Annotated in this window: 20 protein-coding genes and 1 CRISPR repeat array; of the genes, 7 read left to right on the top strand and 13 right to left on the bottom strand. The window is 73.1% G+C overall.

Annotated elements, in window-relative coordinates:
- Positions 1-89: 89 nt before the first annotated feature.
- The gene (locus ACQPZO_RS07590; protein WP_433348278.1) at positions 90-404 is read left to right on the top strand and encodes an STAS domain-containing protein; all 315 of its coding nucleotides are present in this window, start codon (positions 90-92) and stop codon (positions 402-404) included.
- A 62-nt stretch (positions 405-466) separates the two neighbouring features.
- On the opposite strand, the gene ACQPZO_RS07585 is transcribed toward ACQPZO_RS07590, so the two are convergent.
- The 6 genes from ACQPZO_RS07585 to ACQPZO_RS07560 all read right to left on the bottom strand — a co-directional run bounded on the left by ACQPZO_RS07585 (position 467) and on the right by ACQPZO_RS07560 (position 9,522).
- Complete coding sequence (locus ACQPZO_RS07585) at positions 467-4,159, bottom strand: SpoIIE family protein phosphatase (RefSeq protein ID WP_433348276.1); 3,693 nt, start codon at positions 4,157-4,159, stop codon at positions 467-469.
- Between the two features lie 243 nt (positions 4,160-4,402).
- The gene (locus ACQPZO_RS07580) at positions 4,403-4,954 is read right to left on the bottom strand and encodes a pyridoxamine 5'-phosphate oxidase family protein (protein ID WP_433348274.1); all 552 of its coding nucleotides are present in this window, start codon (positions 4,952-4,954) and stop codon (positions 4,403-4,405) included.
- 99 nt (positions 4,955-5,053) lie between these two features.
- A complete protein-coding gene (locus ACQPZO_RS07575; protein ID WP_433348272.1) occupies positions 5,054-5,821 on the bottom strand; it encodes a 3-oxoacyl-ACP reductase in 768 nt (255 codons plus the stop codon).
- A 4-nt stretch (positions 5,822-5,825) separates the two neighbouring features.
- The gene (locus ACQPZO_RS07570; protein ID WP_433350856.1) at positions 5,826-7,172 is read right to left on the bottom strand and encodes an aldehyde dehydrogenase family protein; all 1,347 of its coding nucleotides are present in this window, start codon (positions 7,170-7,172) and stop codon (positions 5,826-5,828) included.
- A 416-nt stretch (positions 7,173-7,588) separates the two neighbouring features.
- Positions 7,589-8,953, bottom strand: a complete 1,365-nt coding sequence (locus tag ACQPZO_RS07565) for a glutamine synthetase family protein (protein WP_433348270.1) — start codon at positions 8,951-8,953, stop codon at positions 7,589-7,591.
- 86 nt (positions 8,954-9,039) lie between these two features.
- The gene (locus ACQPZO_RS07560) at positions 9,040-9,522 is read right to left on the bottom strand and encodes a MarR family winged helix-turn-helix transcriptional regulator (RefSeq protein WP_433348268.1); all 483 of its coding nucleotides are present in this window, start codon (positions 9,520-9,522) and stop codon (positions 9,040-9,042) included.
- A 91-nt stretch (positions 9,523-9,613) separates the two neighbouring features.
- Here ACQPZO_RS07560 and ACQPZO_RS07555 point away from each other — a divergent pair, with 91 nt between their 5' ends.
- The gene (locus ACQPZO_RS07555; RefSeq protein WP_433348266.1) at positions 9,614-10,486 is read left to right on the top strand and encodes a haloalkane dehalogenase; all 873 of its coding nucleotides are present in this window, start codon (positions 9,614-9,616) and stop codon (positions 10,484-10,486) included.
- Between the two features lie 27 nt (positions 10,487-10,513).
- On the opposite strand, the gene ACQPZO_RS07550 is transcribed toward ACQPZO_RS07555, so the two are convergent.
- The 3 genes from ACQPZO_RS07550 to ACQPZO_RS07540 form a co-directional block, all read right to left on the bottom strand.
- Complete coding sequence (locus ACQPZO_RS07550) at positions 10,514-10,825, bottom strand: hypothetical protein (RefSeq protein ID WP_433348264.1); 312 nt, start codon at positions 10,823-10,825, stop codon at positions 10,514-10,516.
- Complete coding sequence (locus ACQPZO_RS07545; protein ID WP_433348262.1) at positions 10,818-11,009, bottom strand: hypothetical protein; 192 nt, start codon at positions 11,007-11,009, stop codon at positions 10,818-10,820. The genes ACQPZO_RS07550 and ACQPZO_RS07545 overlap by 8 nt, the downstream gene beginning before the upstream one ends.
- Before the next feature lie 77 nt (positions 11,010-11,086).
- A complete protein-coding gene (locus ACQPZO_RS07540) occupies positions 11,087-11,344 on the bottom strand; it encodes a hypothetical protein (protein WP_433348260.1) in 258 nt (85 codons plus the stop codon).
- Between the two features lie 305 nt (positions 11,345-11,649).
- Here ACQPZO_RS07540 and ACQPZO_RS07535 point away from each other — a divergent pair, with 305 nt between their 5' ends.
- The 3 genes from ACQPZO_RS07535 (at position 11,650) to ACQPZO_RS07525 (ending at position 13,382) form a co-directional block, all read left to right on the top strand.
- Positions 11,650-12,450 carry a helix-turn-helix domain-containing protein gene (locus tag ACQPZO_RS07535; protein ID WP_433348258.1) on the top strand — a complete coding sequence of 267 codons (801 nt, stop codon included), beginning with the start codon at positions 11,650-11,652 and terminating at the stop codon, positions 12,448-12,450.
- Positions 12,447-12,638, top strand: coding sequence for a DUF397 domain-containing protein (locus ACQPZO_RS07530; RefSeq protein WP_433350854.1), 192 nt, complete (start codon positions 12,447-12,449; stop codon positions 12,636-12,638). Before ACQPZO_RS07535 ends, ACQPZO_RS07530 begins: the two co-directional genes overlap by 4 nt.
- A 156-nt stretch (positions 12,639-12,794) precedes the next feature.
- A complete protein-coding gene (locus ACQPZO_RS07525; RefSeq protein ID WP_433348256.1) occupies positions 12,795-13,382 on the top strand; it encodes an AAA family ATPase in 588 nt (195 codons plus the stop codon).
- A gap of 135 nt (positions 13,383-13,517) precedes the next feature.
- Positions 13,518-14,521: direct repeats of the CRISPR family, unit length 28 nt; unit sequence GGATCACCCCCGCGTGTGCGGGGAGCAG.
- Between the two features lie 322 nt (positions 14,522-14,843).
- Here the strand turns inward: ACQPZO_RS07525 and ACQPZO_RS07520 are convergent.
- The 4 genes from ACQPZO_RS07520 to pcaF form a co-directional block, all read right to left on the bottom strand.
- Positions 14,844-15,344, bottom strand: a complete 501-nt coding sequence (locus tag ACQPZO_RS07520; RefSeq protein WP_433348254.1) for a DUF456 domain-containing protein — start codon at positions 15,342-15,344, stop codon at positions 14,844-14,846.
- On the bottom strand, positions 15,341-17,518 hold the full coding sequence (locus ACQPZO_RS07515; protein WP_433348252.1) for a putative bifunctional diguanylate cyclase/phosphodiesterase: 2,178 nt from the start codon (positions 17,516-17,518) through the stop codon (positions 15,341-15,343). The genes ACQPZO_RS07520 and ACQPZO_RS07515 overlap by 4 nt, the downstream gene beginning before the upstream one ends.
- A 6-nt stretch (positions 17,519-17,524) precedes the next feature.
- The gene (locus ACQPZO_RS07510) at positions 17,525-18,337 is read right to left on the bottom strand and encodes an SAM-dependent methyltransferase (RefSeq protein ID WP_396674683.1); all 813 of its coding nucleotides are present in this window, start codon (positions 18,335-18,337) and stop codon (positions 17,525-17,527) included.
- A 159-nt stretch (positions 18,338-18,496) separates the two neighbouring features.
- Positions 18,497-19,702, bottom strand: a complete 1,206-nt coding sequence (gene pcaF, locus ACQPZO_RS07505) for a 3-oxoadipyl-CoA thiolase (RefSeq protein ID WP_433348250.1) — start codon at positions 19,700-19,702, stop codon at positions 18,497-18,499.
- A 113-nt stretch (positions 19,703-19,815) separates the two neighbouring features.
- Here pcaF and ACQPZO_RS07500 point away from each other — a divergent pair, with 113 nt between their 5' ends.
- Both ACQPZO_RS07500 and ACQPZO_RS07495 read left to right on the top strand, forming a co-directional pair.
- Positions 19,816-20,781: a glutathione S-transferase family protein gene (locus tag ACQPZO_RS07500; RefSeq protein WP_433348248.1), complete on the top strand. Its 966-nt coding sequence runs from the start codon at positions 19,816-19,818 to the stop codon at positions 20,779-20,781.
- Positions 20,774-21,454 carry a DUF998 domain-containing protein gene (locus tag ACQPZO_RS07495; protein WP_433348246.1) on the top strand — a complete coding sequence of 227 codons (681 nt, stop codon included), beginning with the start codon at positions 20,774-20,776 and terminating at the stop codon, positions 21,452-21,454. Before ACQPZO_RS07500 ends, ACQPZO_RS07495 begins: the two co-directional genes overlap by 8 nt.
- Positions 21,455-21,456 lie beyond the last annotated feature (2 nt).

The raw sequence follows: 21,456 nt of genomic DNA, 5'->3' as shown, positions 1-21,456 counted from the left end.
CGCGGTGCCCGGCGGCGGCGGTGACCTCCACCACGGCGCCGACCGGATGGTTGTTGCCGGGCAACTTCCGCTGTGCCATCGTGTTCTGCGTGGATCAAGAGGGAGCGCCGCCCGTCTTCGCCGCCTGGGCGGAGACCGACGGCGACCACGTCCGCGTGGTGGTCTCCGGCGAGGTGGACATGGCCACGGCCGACACGATGCTCCAGACCGTCCTGCGTGAGCCGGCCGGGCGGGTCACCCTCGACCTGCGGGCGGTCACCTTCTTCGACTCCGCCGCGATCCACGCCGCGGTCCAGCTCTCCCAGCGGTACCCGGACGCGCTGACCGTGCTGCCGTCCCGTCAGGTCCGGCGGGTGCTGGAGATCTCCGGCCTGGCCGACCAGGCCTGGGTCGCGCCGGCCTGAGCCGACAAGCCAGCCCGCCTCACCCTACGAGCCAGCCCGCCCCGCCCTACGGGCCGGGGCGATCAGTCCTTGAGCCGCCGGCGCAGCGTCACCTCGGTCCCCTCGGGTGTCCGGCGCACCGTCAGCTCGCCCAGCGCCTTGATCAGCTCCAGACCCCGGCCACGGAAGCCCGCGCCGGTCGACTCCCGCCACTGCCCGCTGTCCAGGATGGTGGCCACCACGGTGCGGTCGGCGATCGTCACCTCCACGCCGATGGTCGGCTCGGCCGGCTCGACCGGGTGCTCGATGGCGTTGGCGGCGGCCTCCGAGACCGCCACTGTCAGGTCGAACAGGTCGATCTCATCGACCCGGTGGGCGACGAGGAAGTCCTCCAGCCGCCGACGCAGCACGCTGAGTCGGATCGGGTCGGCCGGCAGCCGCAGCGCGAACCGGTTCGGCTCGGTCACCTCCAGCGCGAGAACCGCGACGTCGTCGCGGCGCGGCTGGGAGGCCACCCGCTCGACGACCGCGTCGACCAGGTCGGCGACGTGCCCGACGTGCCCGGTGGCGTCGTCGCGCAACCGCCCGAGGGCGGCGTCGATGCCGAGCTGACGGTCCTCGATCAGGCCGTCGGTGTAGAGCAGCAGCCGGGCCCCGGGGGCCAACTCGTCCTCCACCGTGAGGTACGACGCGGCGGGAATGGCGCCGACCGGTGGCCCGAGCGCGCGGTCGTGCAGGAATCCCACGTCGTCGCCCTGGATCAGCAGGGGGGACGGATGCCCGGCGCTGGCGTAGCGCAGCCGCCCGGTGCGGGGGGAGAACTGGAGGCAGACCACCGTCGCGAAGGAGGACTGCTCGGTCGAGCCGACCAGCCGGTTGAGCCGGGTCAGCGACTTGCCCGGGTCGTAGCCCTCCAGGACGTACGCCCGCAGCGCGTTGCGGAGCTGGCCCATCGCGGCGGCGGCCCGGACGCCCTTGCCGACCACGTCGCCGATGACCAGGACGAGTTCGTCGTCGTCGAGCTCGACGACGTCGTACCAGTCGCCGCCGACCTCCACGTCGGCGCTGCCGGGCAGGTAGCAGCTGGCCATCACCGCGCCGGGCAGCCGGGGCAGGGTACGGGGCAGCAGGCTGTGCTGGAGGGTGGTGGCGATGCGATGCTCGGCCTCGTAGAGCTGGGCGTTCTCCAGCCGTACGCCGATCAGCCGGGCGAGCTGGGTCAACGCGGCCTGGGCGGTGTCGGTGGCGTCCTCCCCGCGCCCCCAGACCCGCAGCTCGCCGAGCTGCTCCCCGGCGGTGCCGGTCAGCGGCAGCACGATGGACGGTTCGGCGGCGGCCGTGCCGCCGCCGTCGGCCTCGGAGCGGGCCCCGGTAGCGGTGACCACCACCCGGGCGGCCTCGGCGAGGCCGAGCGCGTGCCGGGCGGCCACCTGGAGCACCTCGGCGGTGGTGCGGGCGGTGTTCACCGCTACGGCGGCGTCGGCCAGCGCGCGCAGCCGCCGGATGATCTGCCCGCGAAGCTGGCCCAGCTCGACGTTCGCCCGGACCCGGGCGATCAGCTCCTCGCTGGAGAACGGCTTGGTCAGGTAGTCGTCCGCGCCGACCGACAGGCCGGCGACCGCCTCGGCCGAGCCGGCCCGGGCGGAGAGCAACACGATCGGCACATGCCGGGTACGCGGTTCCGCGCGCAGCGCGGTGACCAGGCCGAACCCGTCCAGCCGGGGCATCATCACGTCGGTCAGCACCAGGTCGAACGGGGACTGCACGGCCTGGCGCAGCGCCTCGACGCCGTCCGGCACGGCCACCACCTCCCAGGACGGGGAGAGCAGCCGGGCGACGTGCTCGCGCAGGTCGGCGTTGTCGTCGGCGAACAGGATGCGGCCGGCCGGCACCCGGCCGGCGGGCACGGCCGACGAGGTGACCGGGGCCGCATCGGCCCACAGCGCGTTCTCGGCGGCGAAGAGCCGGGCCTGCGCCAGCTCGGCAGGGGCGGAAGGGGCCGCCGGGACGCCGGTCGGGACCCGGTCGGCGGGCAGGTGGGCGGAGCCGAACGGGAGGGTCACGGCGAAGGTGCTGCCCGCACCGACCCGGCTGTGTGCCTCCACCCGCCCGCCATGCATCTCCACCAGCTCGCGGACCAGGGCGAGCCCGATCCCGGTGCCCTCGTGGGTGCGGGAGCGGACGCCGGGAACCCGGTGGAACCGCTCGAAGACACGCGAGAGTTCCTCGGGGGGAATCCCGACGCCGGTGTCGGTGACCTCCAGCCGGGCCGCGCCGTCGACCGCCCGGATCCGGACCCGGACCTCGCCGTAGAAGGTGAACTTCACCGCGTTGGCGACCAGGTTGAGGACGATCTTCTCCCACATGTCCCGGTCGACGAAGACCGGACCGGGCAGCGGCGGACAGTCGACCGCCAGGCGCAGGCCGACGCGTTCGGCGGCCGAGCGGAAGGTGCTGGCCAGCCGGGAGGTGTAGTCGGCCAGGTCGGTGGGCTCGTAGTGTGCGGCGAGCCGGCCGGACTCCAGCCGGGAGAAGTCCAGCACCGTGTTGACCAGCTTGAGCAGGCGCAGCGCGTTGCGGTGCATCATGGTGAGCTGGTCGGTGTAGGGCACCGGCAGCGCCGGGTCGGCGAGCAGGTCCTCCAGGGGCCCCAGCACCAGGGTCAGCGGGGTGCGGAACTCGTGGCTGATGTTGGCGAAGAAGCTGGTCTTGGCCCGGTCCAGCGCGGCCAGCTCGGCGGCCCGGGCCTGTTCCTGCTCGTACGCCCGCTGCCGGCCCACCGTGCGGGAGAGCTGGGCGGCGATCAGGTCGAAGAACGTGCGGTACTCGTCGGTGAGCGGCAGCCGGGCGGACACCCCCACCACGAGGGCCCCCGCGGGCTCGTTGGTGGCGGTGAGCGGCAGCACCAGCGCTTGCCCGGCTACCCCGTCGGGCACCTCCGCGAGCAGGTCGGCGACGTCGACCGTGGCGGCGACCCCGCCGTCGGCGACCCGGCTCAGCACGGCCGTGGCGGTCCCGCCGAGCGGCGGCGCGGCGACCGCCGAGGAGCCGCCGGGGCCGCTGCGCCCGGCGAGGGTGAGCGGGCCAGCGTCGTCACGCAGATAGACCAGGCCGAACGGGACGTCGGCCCGGTACTGGTCCAGCACCCGGGCGGCGGCCGTCGCCAGTTCGCCGGACTGCTCCGCCTCGGCCAGGCCGGCGCCCAGCTCGGCCAGGGCCCGCAGCCGGCGCTCGCCGAGCACCCGGCCGGTGGTTTCGCTCACGATGCAGAAGACCCCGCTGATGCCGCCGTCCGCGTCCCGGATCGGGTCGTAGGAGACGTCGAAGTAGACGTCTTCCAGGAAGCCGTGCCGGTCGAGCACGAAGGGATGGTTCTCGCCCCGGTAGGGCTCGCCGGTCTCCCGGACCGACGCGAGCAGCGGCCCGAGCACGTCCCAGGTCTCCAGCCAGTGCTCCCGGGCGGGCTGGCCGATCGCGTGCGGGTGCTTGGCGCCGATGGTCGGCAGGTAGGCGTCGTTGTAGAAGGCGCGGTGCTCCGGCCCCCAGAACATCACGATCTGCGCCCGGGAGGAGAGCATCGTGGCGACCGCGTGGCACATCGCCGCCGGCCAGCCGGCCGGGGAGCCGAGCGGACTGGTCGTCCAGTCGAACCCGCCCAGCCGCTCCCCCATCTCGCCGCCGGCGGCGAACGCGGCCGTGAGCAGCGGCGGGATCGCCTCATCGACGTTCCCGACGGACGGGCGCAGCCCGTCCTCGCCCCCCTGGGCCGAGCTCATACACCCTCCCGCAACGGCTGTTCCCCCCGAGGACCGCATGATCGTCCCCTGCCGACCACATGATCGCCGCCGTGCCCCGACTTCTACCCAGACGGACCAGCAACGTAACGCATCCGCCCGGCGCGACGCTGGTAACCCGGGTCTCACCACACGTCACCGCCGGCCGCCGGCGGGAATCGGTGCGGAGGGCAGCCACCGCCGGCCGGCGGAACAGCGGGAACGGCCTGCGTATGGCGGACTGCGTCAGAAGACCGGGAGGCCGTCGATGCTCGCGGCGTTCTTCGTGGCCCGGTAGGTGACCAGGTCATCGGTGGTGCGCCGAGAGTGTGACCTGACTAACAGGTCCCGGTCACCCTGATAGTCCATCAGGGGCACCGCGTACCCGCAGGAGTCGCTGACCCGGTCGACGTCGACCGTGATCACCGCGCGGGCGGAGTGCAGATCCGGCGGGTCGGGGAAGTCGCCGAGCCGGTCGGCGAAGCCGGCGTCCTCCACCGTCACCGCCGTGCCCCGCCCGTGCAGCCGGACGATGTTCGGCGGGCCCGTGAAGGCGCAGAACATCAGCGTTATCCGGCCGTTCTGCCGCAGGTGGGCGATGGTCTCCGCGCCGCTGCCGTGGAAGTCGAGCCAGGCCACCCGGTGCGGGCCGAGGATGACGAAGGTGCCGCGCATCCCCTTCGGCGAGAGGTTGACGTGCCCGTCGACGCCGGAGGGCGCGGTGGCCACGAAGAAGACGGCCTGCTCCTCGATGAAGTCGCGCAGCCGCCCGTCGATGGCCGGATAGACCTTCCCCATGCCGCCATCCTCGCACCACCTACCGAAAAGTGGGATGGCCCTCCCGCCAGTCGGAACGCCCGGACCAGGGTGGTCACCCGACCCCGATCAGCGGCCGGGTCACAGCGGGGTGACGTACGCGCCGGTGATCCCCCCGTCGACGACGAACTGCGCGGCGGTCATGAACGACGAGTCGTCGCTGGCCAGGAAGGCCACCGCTGCGGCGATCTCCTCCGGCTGGCCGAACCGCCCCATCGGCACGTGCACCAGCCTGCGGGCCGCCCGCTCCGGGTCGGCGGCGAACAGCTCCAACAGCAGTGGGGTGGCCACCGGGCCGGGGCACAGCGCGTTGACCCGGATGCCCTCCCGGGCGAACTGCACGCCCAACTCCCGGGTCATCGCCAGCACCCCGCCCTTGCTCGCCGTGTACGCGATCTGCGAGGTGGCCGCCCCCATCAGCGCCACGAACGACGCCGTGTTGATGATCGACCCCTTGCCCTGCCGGCGCATGTGCGGGATGACGTACTTGCAGCACAGGTAGACGCTGGTCGTGTTGACCCGCAGCACCCGCTCCCAGGCGTCCAGGCCGGTCTCCAGGATCGAGTCGTCCTCCGGCGGGGAGATGCCGGCGTTGTTGAACGCCACGTCCACCCGGCCGTGCCGGTCGGCCACCCCGTCGAACAGCTCCCGCACCGCCGTATCGTCGGCCACGTCGCAGGCGACGAACTCCCCGCCGACCTCCTCGGCGGCCCTCCCGCCCGCCGCCGCGTCGATGTCGACGCAGACCACCCGCGCCCCCTCGGCGGCGAACCGCCGCACCGTGGCCAACCCGATCCCGCTGCCCGCCCCGGTGACCACCGCGACGCGCCCCTCCAACCGACCCTGCACCTTGTCACTCCTCCGTGGCGATGAAGACGTTCTTGACGTCGGTGAAGGCGTGCAACGCGTCCGGGCCCAACTCGCGGCCGAGCCCGGAGCGCTTCATCCCACCGAACGGGGTCCAGTACCGCACCGACGAGTGCGAGTTGACGCTCAGGTTGCCCGCCTCCACCGCCCGGGCCACCCGGATCGCCCGGCCCACGTCCCGGGTCCAGACCGAGCCGGACAGGCCGTACTCGGTGTCGTTGGCCAGCCGGACCGCGTCCGCCTCGTCGTCGAACGGAAGCACCGACACCACCGGGCCGAAGACCTCCTCCCGCCAGTGCCGGTCGGCCGGCGAGTCGGCGAGCAGCACCGTCGGGGCGTACCAGAAGCCGGGGCCCTCCGGGCAGGAGCCGGTGAACGCGACCTTCGCCCCGTCGACGTACCCGGCGACCCGGTCGCGCTGGCCGGCGGAGATCAGCGGGCCCATCTCGGCGGTGTCGAGCGCCGGATCCTCCACCCGGAAGCCCCGCACCGCCGGCTCCAGCAGCTCCAGGAACCGGTCGTACACCGGGCGCTCGACCAGGATCCGGGACCGGGCGCAGCAGTCCTGGCCGGCGTTGTCGAAGACCGCGTACGGCGCGGTGGCCGCAGCCTTGGCCAGGTCGGCGTCGGCGAAGACCACGTTCGCGCTCTTGCCGCCCAGCTCCAGGGTCACCCGTTTCACCTGGGCGGCGCAGCCGGCCATGATCCGGGTGCCGACCTCGGTGGAGCCGGTGAAGCACACCTTGCGTACGGCCGGGTGGGTGACGAACCGCTCCCCCACCACCGGCCCTTCGCCGGGCAACACGGTGAACACGTCGTCGGGCAGCCCGGCCTCGCGGCCCAGCTCGGCCAGGCGCAGCGCGGTCAGCGGGGTCAGCTCGGCCGGCTTGAGCAGCACCGTGTTGCCGGCGGCGAGCGCCGGGGCGAAGCCCCACGCGGCGATCGGCATCGGGAAGTTCCACGGCACGATCACCCCGACCACGCCCAGCGGCTCGTGGAAGGTGACGTCCAACCCGCCCGGCACGGGAATCTGTTGGCCGGTCAGCCGCTCGGGCGCGCCCGCGTAGTAGTCGAGCACGTCCCGGACGTTGCCCGCCTCCCACCGCGCGTTGCCGATGGTGTGCCCGGAGTTGCGCACCTCCAGCGAGGCCAACTCCTCCAGGTGCGCGTCCACCAGCCCGGCGAACCGACGCAACACCCGCGCCCGGTCCCCCGGCGCCACCTTCCGCCACCCCTCGAACGCCCGCTGCGCCCGCCCCACGGCCGCGTCGACCTCCGCCAGCGAGGTGGCCGCCGCCTCCCCCACCACAACCCCGCTAGCGGGATTAACCACCTGCGTCACGCCCCCACCACCCTCCCTCTCCCGTTTCTTCCCACTCCCACTCCCCCGCCACTCCCTGCTCCCCACTCCCCCGCCACTCCCTGCTCCCCACTCCCCACTCCCGCTCCCCGCGCCCCCGTCCTCGCCCGCGCCCCGCGCTCCGGGCCCGCGTCCTCGCCCCACTTCCCTCGCCCGCCGCCCCCTCGCCCGTTCCCCGTTCCCCGCCGCCCGCTCCCCGCCGCCCGCCGCCCGCCGCCCGCCGCCCGCCGCCCGCGATCATGGACTTCCGGCCCCGACGAATGCCACATAAGCCCGATATCAAGGGCCCAAAGTGCAAGATCGCGGAAGGGACGGGGGCGAGGGCCCGAAGTGCAAGATCGCGGTGGGGGTGGGGGTGGGGGTAAGGCCCGGAGTGCAAGATCGCGGGGTTAGAGGCGTTCGAAGCCACGGGTCAGTTCCCAGTCCGTTACCGCGGCGTCGAAGGCGGTCAGCTCCACGCGCGCCTGGTTGGCGTAGTGGGCGTGGACCTCGTCGCCGAAGACGGCTCTCGCGATCGTCGAGGACTCCCACAGGGACAGGGCGTCGCGCAGGGTGGCCGGCACCCGCTCGGCGGCCGGGTCGTCGTACGCGTTGCCGGTGCACTCCGCGCCCAACTCCAGCTCACGTTCGATGCCGTGCACCGCGCCGGCCACCAGCGCGGCGATCGCCAGGTACGGGTTGACGTCCGCGCCGGGCACCCGGTTCTCCACCCGCATCCCCTCGCCGTGGCCGACCAGCCGCAGCGCGCAGGTGCGGTTGTCGGTGCCCCAGCGCAGCGCGGTCGGGGCGAACGAGCCGGGCTGGTACCGCTTGTACGAGTTGATGTTCGGGGCGAACAGCAGGCTGAACTCGCGCATGGTGTCCAGCAGCCCGGCCAGCACCCGCTGCCCGGTGACGCTGAGGTGCGCCGGGCCCTCGCCGAGCATGGCGGAGCGGCCGTCGGCGTCGCGCAGCGAGAAGTGGATGTGGCAGGAGTTGCCCTCCCGGGCGTTCGGCTTGGCCATGAAGGTGATCGACATGCCCTCCTGGGCGGCGATCTCCTTCGCCCCGTTCTTGTAGATCACGTGATGGTCGGCGCAGGCCACCGCCTCGTCATAGCGGAAGGCGATCTCGTGCTGGCCGAGGTTGCACTCGCCCTTGGCGCTCTCCGGGGTCAGGCCCGCGCCGGCCATCTCGGTGCGGATGCGGCGCAGCAGCGGCTCGACCCGGGCGGTGCCGAGGAGCGAGTAGTCCACGTTGTACTGGTTCGCCGGGGTCAGCTCGCGGTAGCCGCGCCGCCAGGCGTCCTCGTACGAGTCGCGGTAGAGGACGAACTCCAGCTCGGTGCCGGCGTACGCGGTCAGCCCGTGTGCGGCGAGCCGGTCGAGCTGGCGGCGCAGGATCTGCCGGGGCGAGGCGACCACCGGCCCGGACCCGTCCGGCCACGCCAGGTCGGCCAGCAGCATCGCCGTCCCCGGTTGCCACGGCACCCGGCGCAGCGTATCCATGTCGGGCACCATGGCGAGGTCGCCGTAGCCGCGCTCCCAGCTCGACATCGCGTACCCGTCGACGGTGTTCATGTCGACGTCCACGGCGAGCAGGTAGTCGCAACCCTCGCTGCCGTTCTCGACCACCTGGTCGAGGAAGAACGGCGCGTGGAACCGCTTGCCCTGCAACCGCCCCTGCATGTCGACCAGCGCCAGCACCACCGTGTCGAGCTTGCCGGCGGCGACGGCGGCCCGTAACTCTTCGAGGGACAGGGGTGCTTTGCTCATGCGCGGGCCTCCATCACCAAGGTCTACTGCCTGACCGGATCACCGTCAATGCCCCGCCGCGTTGCGCCGGCAAACACCGCGGCTGTTCACCCGTTGCGGTCCCGGCCGTACACCAGGGCGGCGAGCAACCGGGTGAGTTGCTCGCGTTCCGGCGGGGTCAGGGGTGCGAGAACCTCGTCCTCCACGTCGGCGAGCAACCCGTCCAGGCGGCGGAGCTGACGGCGGCCCGGCGCGGTGAGGGTGACGACGTTGCGGCGGCGGTCGGCGGGATCGGGCGCGCGTTCCACCAGTCCCCGGTCGGCCAACTCGTTGAGCACCGCGACCAGGTCGCTGCGGTAGATGCCGGTGTGGCTGCTCAGCTCCGCCTGGCTCGCGGGGCCGGCTTCGTCCAGGGCCGCGAGCACCGCGTAGTGCCACTTGCGGGCATCGGCGCGGGCCAGTTCCTCGTTCACCCGACGGTCCGAGTGGATGGCCGCCAGGGACAGCAGCCGGGTCGGCAGGTTGCGCAGCCGCGCGGGGGCGACCCGCCGGTCGGCGGCGCGCGTCGGCTCGGGCCCACTGTCACTCATGCCACGAGCGTACCCCTTGCGTTAGTCAGACTAACGAATTAGCTTCGGCGAGCAGAACCGTTAGTGAGACAAACGATTGAGGGGCCCCGCCATGCCGGTGACGACCGTCCTGGACTCGACGATGTACCACGAGGAGACCGGCAGCGGCCCGGCCTTCGTGTTCCTGCACGGCAACCCCGGCTCGTCCCGGCTGTGGCGCAACGTGCTGCCGGCGCTCGACCTGCCCGCCCGGCTGCTCGCCCCCGACCTGATCGGCATGGGCCGCTCCGGCAAGCCCGACCTGCCGTACCGCTTCGCCGACCACGCCCGCTACCTCGACGCCTGGTTCGACCGGCTGGGCCTGGACGATGCGGTGCTCGTCGGCCACGACTGGGGCGGCGCGCTCGCCTTCGACCGGGCCGCCCGGCACCCCGACCGGGTGCGCGGCGTGGCCTTCCTGGAGACGATCCTGCGGCCGATGTCCTGGGCCGAGCTGGGCGAGGGGCCCCGGGCGCGCGCCGAGGCCATGCGCGGGCCACAGGGCGAGGCCCTGGTGCTCGACAGCGACTTCTTCCTGGACTCGGCCTACACGGGCGGGGTGCTGCACCCGCTGACCGAGGCGGACCTGAACGCCTACCGAGCGCCCTACCCGACCCGGGAGAGCCGCCGCCCGCTGCTGGAGTGGGCCCGCTCACTGCCACTCGACGGCGAGCCGGCCGACGTCGCCGAGCGGGTGGCCGCGTACGGGGACTGGCTGGCCACGAGCGACGTACCGAAGCTGCTGCTCACCTTCGACTCCTCGCCCACCCTGCTGATCGGCCCCGAACAGGCCGACTGGTGCGCGGCGCACCTGGCGGCCCTGGAGACGGAGCACTGCGGCCCGGCCGGCCACCACGCGCCCGAGGACCGGCCCGACGCCATCGCCTCCGCGATCACCCGGTGGGCACGACGGCACGCCCTGGGGGGCGACCTGGCGCGCCGCTGACCACGCCCCGGCGGCTGACAAAGAGGCTCAACGCCTGCCGGTCACGCTGGGCCGCCGGGCGGCACCGGGAGCGCCCGTACGCGCTGCCGGTGGGCCCGGTACGGAGGTCAGCCACCGCAGCCCCGCCGGCTGGACGTAGATCGAGCGGCGGGCCACGGCATCGCCCTTGGCGTCGACCTCGTAGCCGTCCAGCCACAGCCACCCATGGTAGGTGTGCCAGTCGTCGTGGACGCGGATGACGCGGAAGACGATGGGCCGGACGAACTGGACGCTGGCGGCCCGGGTGACGTGCAGGAGATCCCCGCACTGCGGCTTCCTGGGCGGCCCGGCCTCAGGCATCGCCGCTGCGCTGCTCCCCCTGCGCCGGCAGGACCATGTCGAGCCACCCGAGGTGCCGCAGTTCCATGTCCGGGTCGGGCGACAGGCCGCGCCGCTCCCGCTCGTCGACCCCCAGGCGGTACCAGTCACCCAGGTACGCCACGAGCAGATCCCCCCGGCCGGCGAACTCGACGAGACTCGCCAACTGACGTTCGAAGCACGGCCACGGCCTGCCGCAGGTGAGACACGGTCCGCCGGCGTACCTCGGTGGGTGGCGGCCCGTCACCGCTCCCGCGCCTGCGGTTCCAGCCGGGCCGGCGGGTCGTCGCGGATCGCCTGCACCCGGACCATGACGATGCGCTCCCGCCACGGCGTGCCGTCGGGACGCAGCTCCAGCCCCTCCAACCGCACCCACCGGGACGCCAGGAAGTTCGCGTACCGGGGGACGTACGTGACCTTCAACCACAGGACCGTCTGCCCGATGCAGTAGTCGCATGGCTGAAGGGTCAGCACGTCCCCCGTGGCGACCAGCGGGTTCACTCCCGGCCCCCGCCGATCATCGGGGAGAGCGGTGGCGGCACCACCAGCCCAGCCTCCATGGTGTCTGTCCACTCTTTCCCCCTCCTCGCCGCACAGGTGGGGGTCGCCAGCTCTTGGCAGGACCGGGCGACCCCCCGGCGCAGAACCCGCCCCCGCCGTAGGGCCGAAAGCGGGTCCGCGTAGTGACAGTCTGGTGAGGACGCCGCTACTCTCCATACGCGCTCGCCCGGTCCGCGCAGGTCAGAGGGCTGGTCGGGCGACCACGCGAGACACACCGACGAGGCTGAGCCAAAATTGGGGGATCGATGGGTACGGCCACAAATTACGTGCTCAGTGAACTGCGACTGTTCCGAGCGTCACTCGGGGCCAGTCAGGACGAACTCGGCCGGGCCATCGGCTACTCCGGCTCCCATGTCAGCTCGGTCGAGACGGGCGGTCGCCCGCCGACGAAGGAGTACATGAAGGCGCTCGACGGCCACTACCACCTCGATGACCGGTTCGGCCGGATGCTCCGCGAGCTGGCCAAGCTGGACGCCGACCCGGTCTGGCTGCGCGAATGGATCGAGTTCGAGCGCGAGGCGACCACGCTGCGCTGGTACGAGCTGTCCTACCTCCCCGGCCTGCTCCAGACCGAGCGGTACGCGCGGGCGACGCTGGCCGGGGGTCGGTTCACTGCCGACGAGGTCGAGCGGAACGTCGCGTCGAGGCTGGGACGGCAGGAGGTCCTGGAGCGCGACCGCCCGCCGCAGTTCATCGCCGTCGTCGACGAGAGCGTGCTGCGCCGGCCGGTGCTCGACCAGCCGGGGCTCATGGCGGAACAGCTCGACCACCTCGCCGCGCAGGCGCTGCGGGAGCACATCCAGGTGCACGTCGTGCCCGTGGACGCCGGGATGTACCTGGGGCTGGCCGGTCAGTTCATCATCGCCGAGTTGCCCGACGGCACCCGGGTGGCCCACGCGGACAACCAGCTCAGCGCGCAGATCGTCGATGCGCCCGCCGACGTTGCTAGGCTGGCGAAGACGTGGGAGTTCGTGCGGAACGAGGCGCTTTCCCGCCGGCAGTCCATCGAGCTGATCAAAGAGGTGGCGAAGTCATGGAATCGATGACCCCACACTGGCGGAAGTCGACCAGGTCCGGCGGCAACGGCGGGTCCTGCGTCGAGGTGGCCGACAACATGCCGGGCGTCGTGCTGGTGCGCGACACCAAGGACCGCGAGGGCGGCACCCTCCACCTCAACCCCCGGACCTGGCAGTCGTTCATCGACCTGGCCAAGCAGATCGGCCCCGTCGCCTGACCCGGAAGTGTCGAAGGGGCCCCGGCGCGACGCTGGGGGCCTTTCTTCGCGCCCGCCCACCTCACGCCACTCAGCGGGGAGCGATCTGGCCGTGCACTGCTACCGAGCGTCGAGCGTGACCGGCGTACCACGCCCCGTCCCGCCGCGAGCGCGACCATGAGCGACCTGGCGCGGAGTAGACCGACTCTTGTCGTCGTCAGCGGTCCGCCCGGCGCGGGCAAGACCACGCTCGCCCATCGGCTCGCCCGCAGGATCGGCTGTCCGGCGATCTGCCGGGACGAGATCAAGGAGGGCATGGTCCACGCGGCCGGTGACTTCATCGCCGCGCCGAGCGACGCGCTGACCCTGCGTACGCTGCCGACGTTCTTCCAGGTGCTGGAACTGCTCCTGACGTCGGGTGTCACCACGGTGGCCGAGGCGGCCTTCCAGGACCGGCTCTGGCGTCCCCACCTGCGGCCCCTGGCCGGCCTTGCCGACATCCGGGTCGTGCATTGCCAGCTCGCGGCCGAGATCGCCTGGGACCGAATCCGGCAGCGGCAGAACGAGAACCCCACCCGGCGCGCACACGCCGACGTGTCCCTCATCGAGCAGCGGGTGCACGCGGTCGGCCACGACAGCTTCGATCGCGTCCGACTCGACGTACCCGAGTTCGAGGTGGACACCAGCGACGGCTACCGACCCGGCCTCGACGAGATCGTCGACTTCGTGCAGCTGCGCAGTGACCCCACGGTCGCGCTTTCCTGATCTTGCGACTGGCCGTCCCCGGGAAGCTCGACCGGCCGCTGACAGGGGGTGATCCCGTCGGCTGCGCACTTCTCTTGGCAGCCTGCCGTTTCGCGGCCGGCCTCCGGAACTCGGAGAGGATCGTGGTCGAGGTCGAGATCACCCCCACGTGTGCGGGGAGCAGAGATCGGCTCGTTGAGAATTGCCGCTCGGGCGTGGATCACCCCCGCGTGGGCGGGGAGCAGAACAGCCGCGTCAGCTCCTGAGCGGCCACCGTGGGATCACCCCCGCGTGTGCGGGGAGCAGGTAGAAACCCCGCGCTTTGGGGTGGGCTTTGAGGGATCACCCCCGCGTGTGCGGGGAGCAGGCCATCATCGCGACGTACCTCGAACCGCCACGGGGATCACCCCCGCGTGTGCGGGGAGCAGACCGCCGCCAACCGGCACAGGAGCCTCCGGGCCGGATCACCCCCGCGTGTGCGGGGAGCAGTCGACGCCCGGGTACTGCCGGCTGAGGGCTTCGGGATCACCCCCGCGTGTGCGGGGAGCAGAGCATGTTGGTGGGCTGCTCCCGCCAGTTCTTCGGATCACCCCCGCGTGTGCGGGGAGCAGCGGCTGTGCCGGTGCTCCTGGTGCCCGTGAAAAGGATCACCCCCGCGTGTGCGGGGAGCAGACGTCTCCCTCTTCGAGCATGTCCGCCGCTTCGGGATCACCCCCGCGTGTGCGGGGAGCAGCGACCGGCCGGACCCTCGCCACCGGAATCGGTGGGATCACCCCCGCGTGTGCGGGGAGCAGGCATCCCCAGACGGCTTTCCCCACCATGCGGCGGGATCACCCCCGCGTGTGCGGGGAGCAGAAGCTGAAGTGGGTGTGCCAGAGGTGCGACGAGGGATCACCCCCGCGTGTGCGGGGAGCAGGCATCCCCAGACGGCTTTCCCCACCATGCGGCGGGATCACCCCCGCGTGTGCGGGGAGCAGGCGCGGCCGGTGGCTCGGCGGCATGCGACTCGGGGATCACCCCCGCGTGTGCGGGGAGCAGGGGACGCGGGTCGAGGGGTCCGACTGGAACGACGGATCACCCCCGCGTGTGCGGGGAGCAGAGGCTCTCGGCGACCCTGCCCAGGTCATAGGTGGGATCACCCCCGCGTGTGCGGGGAGCAGACTTCTTGACCTGGGGCGCTAGAGATCAACCACCCCGTTTTTGTTCACTTTGCTGAACAAGATCACCTCCTGGGCGGCGGCTCCCCCGGGCGAGCGCCAAGACGAAGACAGCCTAATGCGGGATTGGGGCCCACGGCGCTCACGCGCGAGGCGTACCCAAATTGCCTTGCCTGCAGCGGTGCTCCGGCGCATCCTTGGGCCTGTGACCAGGCCCGATCCGGACGGGCCCCGCCGGGCGCTCGGCAACGCCCGGCACGCGGCGGCGCGGGGCGTTCACCTCTCTCTCACCGTACGGCGATCCGCCCCCGCCGCCGCACCACGCTCACGCGAACAGCAGGCCGGCGACCCAGAGCACGCCGATCACCAGGCCGGCGAGGAACTCCACCAGCATGGACAGGCCGGCGGCCTTGAGCGCCTGCACCGTCGACGGCCAGGCGAGCTGGTTGCTGCCCAGCCGCAGCCGCTCGGCACCCCACACCCCGCCGACGAAGCCGACCACCAGCCCCACCACCGGGATCACGAAGAACCCCACCAGCCCGAGCACGCCCCCGGCCAGCAGGGACGACGTCGGCACCCCGGCGCTCTTCAGGTTGCGCCCCGGCCACAGGTACTTGACCACGGCACCGCCGACGGCGACCACGGTGGCGGCGGCCAGCACCAGCCAGCGACCCGACCCGGCCTCGCCGAACAGCGCCCACACCAGCACCCCGCCCCAGCACAGCGGCAGTGCGGGCAGCCCCGGCACCACCACCCCGGCCAGCCCGGCCACGATGGCCAGCGCGGCCACCACCGAGACGATCGTTTGCGAGTCCGTCAGGCTCATGCCACTCCCTCTGGGGGATCGTCGCCGCGCAGCCGGGCGGTGATCACATCGGCCGGGGCCGGGGCACCGAACCAGCACCCCTGCCCGGTGTCGCAGTGCAGCGCGCGCAGCCGCTCGGCCTGCGCCTGGGTCTCCACCGCCTCGGCGGTGACCCACAGCTCCAGGGCGTGTGCCAGCCGGACCAGCGCGTCCACGATCCGCTCGTCGCGGTGGTCGGCCGGGTCCAACGGGTCGTCCGCCCGGATTCCCTCCACGAACGGCCCGGCCAGCTTGAGGCAGTGGATGGGCAGCCGCCGCAGGTAAGCCAGGTTCGAGTATCCGGTGCCGAAGTCGTCGATCGCCAGCCGTACGCCGAGGTCGGCGAGCTGGCGCAGCGACCGCAGCGGCTCCCCCGGGGTGCCCATCACGGCGCTCTCGGTCAGCTCCAACTGGAGCAGGCCGGCGGGCAGCCCGGTGCGGCTCAGCGCGCTCGCCACCGTGTCCACGATGCCCGGGTCGTCGGCCTGCCGCGCGGCCAGGTTGACGCTGACCACCAGCTTCGCCTCCGGAAATTCCCGGTGCCACGCCTCGGCGTCGCGGCACGCCTGCCGGAGCACCCACTCGCCGAGCCGGACGATCAGGCCGGTCTCCTCGGCCAACCCGATGAACCGGTCCGGCCCGACCAGCCCCAACTCCGGGTGCTGCCAGCGGACCAGCGCCTCGACGGCCACCATCGAGGACTTCCGCAGCGACACGATCGGCTGGTAGTGGACGACGAACTCGCCCCGGTCCAGCGCCGCGGGCAGGCCGGCGACGAGCGCCGAACGGGCGATGTCCTGGGCGCTGCGCTCGGGGTCGTAGACCGCCCACCGGCCGCGCCCCTCCGCCTTCGCCCAGTACAGGGTGGTGTCGGCGGCCTTCATCAGCTCCGACGCGCTGGTCTCGGCGCACAGACAGTCCACGATGCCGATGCTGGCCGACACCGCGAGCTGCTGGTCACCGACGTGCACCGGGGCGGAGACCGCCGCGAGGGCCATCTCCGCGACGCCCACCGCGTCGTCGATGCCGTCGCCGCCGTCGACGAGGATGACGAACTCGTCGCCGCCCATCCGGGCGACCAGGTGGCCGTGCCCGGCGACGCACTCGGCCAGCCGGCGGGCGATCACGACCAGCAGCCGGTCGCCGAGGTCGTGCCCGAGGCTGTCGTTGACCGCCTTGAAACCGTCCAGGTCGAGGAAGCAGACCCCGATCCGGTGGTCCGGGCCGGCGTCGCCGAGCACCTCGCCGAGGGTCTCGAAGAACAGCGTCCGGTTGGGTAGGCCGGTGAGCGGGTCGTGCAGCGCCTGGAAGCGCAGCCGCTGCTCCAGCTCGTACCGCTCGGTGATGTCCTCGATCATCGCCACGGTGAAGCGTGGCCGTCCGTCGTCGTACCGGATCAGCGAAACGGCCAGGTCCGTCCACACCACACTGCCGTCCTTGCGGTGGTAGCGCTTCTTCACCCGGGCCGAGTCGTGCTTGCCCCCGATCAGCTCCTGGTACAGCTCCCACATCCCGGCCGCGTCGTCGGCGTGGAACAGCCCCGCCACGTTGGTGTGCCGCAGTTCCTCGGCGGAGTAGCCGAGCATGTCGGCGAAGGACTGGTTGACCTCGATGATCTGCCCGTCCGTGCCGGCGATGCCGATCCCGATCGCCGCCCCGGTGAAGAGCGCCCGGAACCGCGCCTCGCTGTCCCGCAGGGCCTGTTCGACTTCGTCCCGGGCCTGCCACGCGCTGCGGGCGATGCGTTCCTGCTGGGCGAAGGTGCGGTCGCGCAGCGCCCGGGCGAACCCGCCGGCGAGAGCGCCCTGGAGGGCGGCGACCCGGTCGGCCGTGCCGGGCCGGGCCTCGTGGCCCGGCAGCACCTGGGCCGCGAACCGTTCCCCGAGCGCGGTGACCGACCAGTCCAGGAGCCCGGGCCCGATCAGGTGCGCCTCGACCAGAGCCCGGCCGACGTCCTCGGCGGGCTGGGCGGAGAACGCCTCGGCGAGCAGCGCCTGGGCCAGCCGCACCGTGTGCACCAACAGGAGCCGCTCAGTCTCGTCGGCGCTCAGCGGCACGAACCCGACACGGCGTGCCGCGCGGGTCCACCCGGCGGCGTACGCCTGGGCGCCGGCCCGGCTGAGCTGCTCGCCCCCGGGCTCCGGCACGGCTGTCATGTCCGCCTAGCCGGCTGGCTGGTCGTACCGGGCGACGCCGCCGAACGCGCCGAACCGCTCGGGATGGTCGTCCACGTCGGACGGTGAGTCGGGTCGCCACAGCGGCATGTGCACCACGCCCGGCTCCAGGATCGTCCAGTCGCCGAAGAACCCGGTGACCTCGGCCCGGGAGCGCAGGGTGATCTCGGTGTCGGTGCGCGCCGACAGCCGCTGCGCGTCCAGCATCTCCTGCGGCTGGTCCTCGAACGTGGAGTGTGAGACGACCAGGAAGCTGCCGGGGACGGCGGCGGCCCGCAGGGTGGCCAGGACGTCGGCGGGGCGGTCGGCGTCCGGGACGAAGTGCACCACCCCGGCGAGCAGGATGCCGACCGGGCGGCCGAAGTCGAGCAGGCCCGAGGCCCGGCACTCGGCGAGGATGCGCTCCGGCTCCCGCAGGTCGGCATGGATGACGCCGGTCAGGTCGTTGCCGGCCAGCAGCTCCCGGCTGTGCGCCACGGCCACCGGGTCGATGTCGACGTAGACCACCCGGGCCTTCGGGTTCGCGCCCTGGGCCACCTCGTGGACATTGCCCACGGTGGGAATCCCCGAGCCGATGTCGAGAAACTGGTCGATGCCGGCGTCGAGCAGCACCCGCACCGCGCGGCGCAGGAACTCCCGGCCGGCGCGCATCGTGGCGGGCAGGTTCGGCGTCATGCCGGCGATCTGCTCGGCCAGCCTCCGGTCGATCTCGAAGTTGTGCGCGCCGCCGAGGAAGTAGTCGTAGACCCGGGCCGCGCTCGGCCGGCTCAGGTCGATCTCGGTGGGAAGTCCGTCCGGCATGTGTCGCTCCCGCCAATCGTCGCCGCGCCACGGGCCGCGCCGGCCGCCGGGTGCGTCGCACCCGGACGGTGGCCGGCCGACCCGCAGGTCTGTGGTGGTCCACACTCTAAGCCGCAGACTCCACGGTAGGCGAGATCCGATTCGGCCGCCCGGTACCGATCAGCCGACTGACTCCAGCATCAGCGAGATGCCCTGCCCCACCCCGACGCACATGGTGGCGAGCGCCCGCCGGCCACCCCGGCGGCGCAGCTCCAGCGCGGCGGTGAGCGCCAGCCGGGCCCCGCTGGCCCCCAGCGGGTGCCCCAGGGCGATCGCGCCGCCGTTGGGGTTGACGTGCTCGGCGTCCTCGGGCAGGCCCAGCTCGCGCAGCACCGCCACTGACTGGGCGGCGAACGCCTCGTTCAGCTCGATCACGTCGACCCGGTCGAGGCCGACGCCGAGCCGGTCGAGCAGCCGGCGGGTGGCCGGCACCGGCCCGATCCCCATCACCCGGGGCGGCACCCCGGCGGCGGCTGCGCCGGTGACCCGGGCCAGCGGGGTCAGCCCGTACCGGGCCACCGCCGCCTCGCTCGCCACCAGCAGGGCGACCGCGCCGTCGTTGACGCCGGAGGAGTTGCCGGCGGTCACCGTGCCGCCGGACCGGAACGGGGTGGGCAGCGCGGCCAGCTTCTCCAGCGACGTCTCCCGGGGGTGCTCGTCGACCTCGACCAGCCGCGTCTCGCGCCGACCGGCCGGCACGGTCACCGGCACGATCTCCTCGGCGAACCGGCCGCCGGCCTGCGCCCTGGCGGCCCGCTGCTGCGACCGGTACGCGAACGCGTCCTGCGCGGCGCGGTCGACGCCGTACTCGGCGGCCACGTTCTCGGCGGTCTCGGGCATCGAGTCGATGCCCCACTCCTTCTCCATCAGCGGGTTGACCAGCCGCCAGCCGATCGTGGTGTCGTACACCTCGGGGGACCGGGAGAACGCCGAGGTGGCCTTCGGCATGACGAACGGCGCGCGGCTCATGCTCTCCACCCCGCCGGCCACCACCAGCTCCGCCTCCCCGGCGATGATCTGCCGGGCGGCGATGGCCAGCGCGTCCAGGCCGGAGCCGCAGAGCCGGTTCACGGTGCTGCCGGGCACCTCGCCGGGCAACCCGGCCAGCAGCGCGGCCATCCGGGCCACGTTGCGGTTGTCCTCGCCGGCCTGGTTGGCGCAGCCGAGCACCACGTCGTCGACCCGGGCCCAGTCGACCGACGGGTGCCGGGCGACCAGCTCGCGGATCACGTGCGCGGCGAGGTCGTCGGGGCGTACCCCGGACAGCGCGCCGGCGTACCGGCCGATCGGGGTGCGGACACCGGCCACGAGATATGCCACGGTCATCGACGTAGTCCTTCGGGGTGGGAAGGCCGGCACGGAGCCGCCGGGTCACAGGGCCGCCGGGTCACGGCGACGCGGGCCAGGATATCCGCGCGGAGAGCCGATAGGTTGTCCGCATGGCCCGGGCCCAGTTCAGCGCAGAGACCTCCGGCAGCGGGGAGTTCGTCCGCCAACCCAACCGGTTCACCGGGCGGGTCACCCCCGACTCCGACTCGCCGCCCGGCGGCGGGCCGGACGCCCACGGCCGGTGGCCGCTCGAAGCCGGCCGGTACCGCCTCGTCTGGTGCCGGGCCTGCCCGTGGGCGCACCGGGCCCGGATCGTCTGGGGACTGCTCGGCCTGGACGACGCGATCTCGCTCGCCACAGTCGACCCGATCCGCGACGAGCGGGGCTGGCGGTTCACCCTCGACCCCGGCGGGCGGGACCCGGCGCTCGGCATCTCGTACCTGTCGGAGGCGTACCTGGCGACCGACCCGGGATACACCGGCCGGGTGACCGTGCCGGCCCTCGTCGACACGCTCACCGGGCGGGTGGTCAGCAACGACTACCCGCAGCTCACCCTGGACCTGTCCACGCAGTGGCGGAGCCTGCACCGCCCCGGCGCGCCGGACCTCTACCCGGCCGGGCTGCGCGACGAGCTGGACGCGTTGATGGTCGAGATCCACCGCGACGTCAACAACGGCGTCTACCGGTGCGGCTTCGCCACCTCCCAGGCCGCGTACGACGAGGCGTTCACCGCGCTGTTCGGCCGGCTCGACGCGCTGTCGGAGCGGCTGGTGGGCCGGCGCTACCTGCTGGGTGACGCAATCACCGAGGCCGACGTGCGGCTGTTCACCACGCTGGTCCGGTTCGACGCGGCGTACCACGGGCACTTCAAGTGCAACCGGCACAAGCTGACCGAACTGCCGGTGCTGTGGGCGTACGCCCGGGACCTGTTCCAGACCCCCGGTTTCGGCGACACGGTCGACTTCGACCACATCAAGCGGCACTACTACGGCACCCACCCGGCGATCAACCCCACCGGGATCGTGCCGCTGGGTCCGGACACCTCCGGCTGGACCACGCCGCACGGGCGTGGCTGACCGGCGCCGGCCGACACCGACCGGGCCGTCCGACGCCGAGCCCCGACCCGGCCGGACCGCCCCGGCGTCGCCCGCGTCCCGGGTCGCCGCCGCGTCGGCTGCCGGCTGCCTCCTGGCGGGCGCGGTCGCGGCGACCGTCGCCGTGATCGCCGGTCCTGGCCCCGGCCTGACCGGGTACGTCAGCGAGGCCGGCGTCGCCGACAGCGGGTACGCCCCGACGTACCGGATCGGGGTGTTCGCCCTGGCCGGCGCGCTGCTGCTGCTCGCCGTGGCGCTGCCGGCGGCGCTGCGGATCGCGGCCGGCCTGCTCGCCGCCGGCGGCGTGTGCACGGCGCTCTCCGGCGCGGTGACGTGCAGCGCCGGCTGCCCGCTGCCGCCGTTCGAGCCGGCCACCGTAGCCGACCTGGTGCACGGCGGGGCGAGCATCGCGGCGACGGCGGCCGTGGTGTTCGCGATGCTGGCGGTGCTGTTCAACCCGGCCGCGGCACCCCGGCTGCGGCGGTTCGCCGCCTGCGGCGCGGCGGTGTCGCTGCCGCTGGCCGGGGCGGTGGGGCTGGCGATGCTCGTCGTCGGCCGGGGCACCCTGGTCGGCGTGCTGGAACGGGTGCTGCTCGCGGTCTGCGCCGCCTGGGGCCTGGCCACCGCAGCCACCCTCGCCCGACGCAGCCGCTGAGG

This window comes from Micromonospora sp. CA-111912 (assembly GCF_050948415.1).
Classification (GTDB): domain Bacteria; phylum Actinomycetota; class Actinomycetes; order Mycobacteriales; family Micromonosporaceae; genus Micromonospora.
The sequence above is the reverse complement of the archived record's forward strand: the minus strand, read 5'-3'. Positions and strand labels throughout refer to the sequence as shown.

Bases quoted from the DNA above. Each gene is read 5' to 3' on its own strand.
- ACQPZO_RS07500 (WP_433348248.1), top strand. From the start codon at position 19,816: ATGGCCCGGGCCCAGTTCAGCGCAGAGACCTCCGGCAGCGGGGAGTTC.
- ACQPZO_RS07525 (WP_433348256.1), top strand. From the start codon at position 12,795: ATGAGCGACCTGGCGCGGAGTAGACCGACTCTTGTCGTCGTCAGCGGT.
- ACQPZO_RS07555 (WP_433348266.1), top strand. From the start codon at position 9,614: ATGCCGGTGACGACCGTCCTGGACTCGACGATGTACCACGAGGAGACC.
- ACQPZO_RS07585 (WP_433348276.1), bottom strand. From the start codon at position 4,159: ATGAGCTCGGCCCAGGGGGGCGAGGACGGGCTGCGCCCGTCCGTCGGG.
- ACQPZO_RS07550 (WP_433348264.1), bottom strand. From the start codon at position 10,825: ATGCCTGAGGCCGGGCCGCCCAGGAAGCCGCAGTGCGGGGATCTCCTG.
- ACQPZO_RS07510 (WP_396674683.1), bottom strand. From the start codon at position 18,337: ATGCCGGACGGACTTCCCACCGAGATCGACCTGAGCCGGCCGAGCGCG.
- ACQPZO_RS07515 (WP_433348252.1), bottom strand. From the start codon at position 17,518: ATGACAGCCGTGCCGGAGCCCGGGGGCGAGCAGCTCAGCCGGGCCGGC.
- ACQPZO_RS07530 (WP_433350854.1), top strand. From the start codon at position 12,447: ATGACCCCACACTGGCGGAAGTCGACCAGGTCCGGCGGCAACGGCGGG.
- ACQPZO_RS07535 (WP_433348258.1), top strand. From the start codon at position 11,650: ATGGGTACGGCCACAAATTACGTGCTCAGTGAACTGCGACTGTTCCGA.
- ACQPZO_RS07560 (WP_433348268.1), bottom strand. From the start codon at position 9,522: ATGAGTGACAGTGGGCCCGAGCCGACGCGCGCCGCCGACCGGCGGGTC.
- ACQPZO_RS07520 (WP_433348254.1), bottom strand. From the start codon at position 15,344: ATGAGCCTGACGGACTCGCAAACGATCGTCTCGGTGGTGGCCGCGCTG.
- pcaF (WP_433348250.1), bottom strand. From the start codon at position 19,702: ATGACCGTGGCATATCTCGTGGCCGGTGTCCGCACCCCGATCGGCCGG.
- ACQPZO_RS07580 (WP_433348274.1), bottom strand. From the start codon at position 4,954: ATGGGGAAGGTCTATCCGGCCATCGACGGGCGGCTGCGCGACTTCATC.
- ACQPZO_RS07565 (WP_433348270.1), bottom strand. From the start codon at position 8,953: ATGAGCAAAGCACCCCTGTCCCTCGAAGAGTTACGGGCCGCCGTCGCC.